We start from the raw sequence: 2,617 nt of genomic DNA, 5'->3' as shown, positions 1-2,617 counted from the left end.
GGGCACCGCACTCGGCCAGCAGGGACCGGGCGGCGGAGGGGTCGGGGTCGGCCTCACCGAGCGCGGCGTCGATGCTCGGCCACAGGTCGGTGGTGGCGGCGTGGGCGAGCAACACGGTGGGGGCCCGGCGCACCAGGTCGCCCTCGTTGGACTTTCCCGTCACCGCCGGGTCGCCGAACACCCCCAGCACGTCGTCGACCACCTGGTACGCCGTCCCCAGATGGCGACCGGCCTCCCGGAGCGGGGGGATCATCTCCTCCGGCCCTCCGGCCAGGACCACGCCCAGGACCATCGGCAGCGTCACGGAGTACGCGGCGGTCTTGGCGGCGCCGATCGCCAGCGCGTGCTCCTGTGTGATGGGCTCCCCACGAGCGGCGCCCTGCACATCGGCGTACTCTCCCGCGACGGAGGCCACCACCGCGCTCTCGACCTCCACCATGGCGCGGTGCAGCACCGGCCCCGGCACGGGTAGCCGGGCGAACTGACCCATCGCGGCCACCAACAGGAGGTCCCCGCCGAGAAGGCCCCCCACCATGCCGACGTGGGCGGCGGTCTCCCGCGGCAGACCCTGTTCGACGCCCCGGGTCGTGGTGAGACCCTGCAGATTGGGCCGGCCACGGCGGTGGTCGTCGCCGTCGGCCACGTCGTCGTGGACGAGGAAGGCCTCGTGAAGAAGTTCCAGGGCCTGACCGGCAGCGGTGCGGACCGCCTCGTCGCGCCCGCCCGAGTGCGTGAAGACGGCATCGAACAACGCCGAGCGCATTCCCTTGCCGGATCGGGTCGTGGCATCGAGGTCGGCCGTCCAGTCATCGACGGCAGGCCCCAGACCCTCGGGCAGGGCACGAGCAGTCATCCGCTGGGCGGCGGATACCGAATCCAGTGTCATGTCCTGTTGTTCGGAGCCGACCCTGTCCTGGATACCCCTCACCCCGAATCTTCTCGACGAGATGCGGCGCACCGGCGTCCCTCGGCCGGAGCCGCGAAAGTCCACGGTGTCACACGGTCACACTATCGCGGCCCCGAAATGCACGAAGACCCCCGCTTGTGGCAGGGGTCTCCGAGTGCCAGATGATGGATTCGAACCAACGTAGGCATAAGCCGACGGATTTACAATCCGCTCCCTTTGGCCGCTCGGGCAATCTGGCGTGCACCCGTTGAGGCGCTAGGACACGATACAACGCGTGTGACCCCCGGTGCCAAATCGGGGGCCGACGGGATGACCCGGGCCTGAGTCCGCGCCGGGTAGCCTGGCCGGGATCGTCCCCACCGTGAGAGAAGGAGCGCGCCCATGGCCTCGGAGTCCTCGTTCGACATCGTCTCGGAGTTCGACCGCCAGGAGGTGGACAACGCCCTGAACCAGGCCGCGAAGGAGCTGGGGACACGGTACGACTTCCGCGGGACCGACGCCGGGATCGAATGGAAGGGCGACGACGCCGTGGAGATCGTCGCGGCGTCCGAGGACCGGGTTCTGGCCGCCAAGGACGTGTTCATCGAGAAGCTGGTACGCCGGGGCCTGAGCATGAAGGCACTCGAGGTGGGCGATCCGATGCCGTCCGGTAAGGGATTCCGCCTGGTCGGTTCGCTCAAGCAGGGCATCGACAAGGAGAACGCCAAGAAGATCACCAAGCTCCTGCGCGACGAGGGGCCCAAGGGCGTCAAGGCGCAGATCCAGGGCGAGGAGATCCGGGTGTCGTCCAAGAAGCGCGACGACCTGCAGGAGTGCATGGCGTTGCTGAGGAAGGCCGACCTCGAGGTCGCGCTGCAGTTCACCAACTACCGGTAGGCCGTCGACAGTGCCCTACCCAGGGGGACGCCCGAGGCGGCGGCGCACCGCCGTGGGATCGGGGGTGCGGGTGGTGGCAGCGGCCGTGGGCGTGTCCCTGCTGGCCGGATGTGCTGTCGGGGGCGACGACGACGAGGGTTCCCCTCGGCTCACCGTCTTCGCCGCGTCCTCCCTCACCAGCGCGTTCACGCGGATCGCCGAGGAGGTCGAGCGGGACGACCCCCGCGTGGAGATCCGACTGTCGTTCGACGGGTCCCCCGGGCTGGTCGACCAGATCGCCGGAGGCGCTCCCGCGGACGTGTACGCCTCGGCGGATTCTCTGAGCATGGACCGGGCGGTGGCCGAGGGGCTGATCTCGGGAGCGCCGGTGGAGTTCGCGACCAACGTCCTCACGCTGGTCACCCCGCCCGGGAATCCCGCCGGCATCACCGGACTCGACCGCTCACTCGCCGACGCCCGACTCGTCGTGTGCGCGGAGGGGGTCCCCTGCGGCGACGCCGCACGAGCGCTGGCCGGGGCGGCCGGGGTGCAGCTGCGACCGGTGAGCGAGGAATCCAAGGTCACGGACGTGCTGGGCAAGGTGACCTCCGGGGAGGCCGACGCGGGGATCGTCTACCTCACCGACGCCCGCTCCGCCGGTGACCGGGTCGAGCAGATCGCGATCCCCACCGCGTCGTCCGGACCCACCCGGTATCAGATCGCGGTGACCCACCGGGGTGAGACGGACCGGGCGGATGCGGCCCGGCGGTTCGTCGACGCGGTCACCGGCCCGGTGGGGCGCACCGTGCTGGCCGACCACGGGTTCGGCCTCCCGTGACCCGACCCCCGCTCCCC

The 2,617-nt window shown here is 70.7% G+C and carries 3 protein-coding genes and 1 tRNA gene; 2 read left to right on the top strand and 2 right to left on the bottom strand.

All coding sequences use genetic code 11. The features are described 5' to 3' along the window. Window positions 1–886 (bottom strand): polyprenyl synthetase family protein (locus tag G6026_RS09250; protein ID WP_182612986.1); only part of this gene is annotated, 886 nt, incomplete at its 3' end. A gap of 176 nt (window positions 887–1,062) precedes the next feature. Then, window positions 1,063–1,145 (bottom strand) — tRNA-Tyr (locus G6026_RS09245). Window positions 1,146–1,288: 143 nt separating this feature from the next. Here G6026_RS09245 and G6026_RS09240 point away from each other — a divergent pair. Together G6026_RS09240 and modA are read left to right on the top strand one after the other, a co-directional pair. After that, on the top strand, window positions 1,289–1,783 hold the full coding sequence (locus G6026_RS09240; protein ID WP_107757128.1) for a YajQ family cyclic di-GMP-binding protein: 495 nt from the start codon (window positions 1,289–1,291) through the stop codon (window positions 1,781–1,783). Between the two features lie 73 nt (window positions 1,784–1,856). Further along, a complete protein-coding gene (gene modA / locus G6026_RS09235; RefSeq protein WP_347238085.1) occupies window positions 1,857–2,600 on the top strand; it encodes a molybdate ABC transporter substrate-binding protein in 744 nt (247 codons plus the stop codon). Window positions 2,601–2,617 lie beyond the last annotated feature (17 nt).

Source organism: Dietzia sp. DQ11-38-2 (assembly GCF_014145055.1).
In the GTDB taxonomy this organism is placed as follows: domain Bacteria; phylum Actinomycetota; class Actinomycetes; order Mycobacteriales; family Mycobacteriaceae; genus Dietzia.
This window is presented reverse-complemented; position numbering and strand designations above follow the sequence as displayed.

Excerpts from the sequence above, each read along its gene's own strand:
- G6026_RS09240 (WP_107757128.1), top strand. The coding sequence starts at position 1,289 with ATGGCCTCGGAGTCCTCGTTCGACATCGTCTCGGAGTTCGACCGCCAG.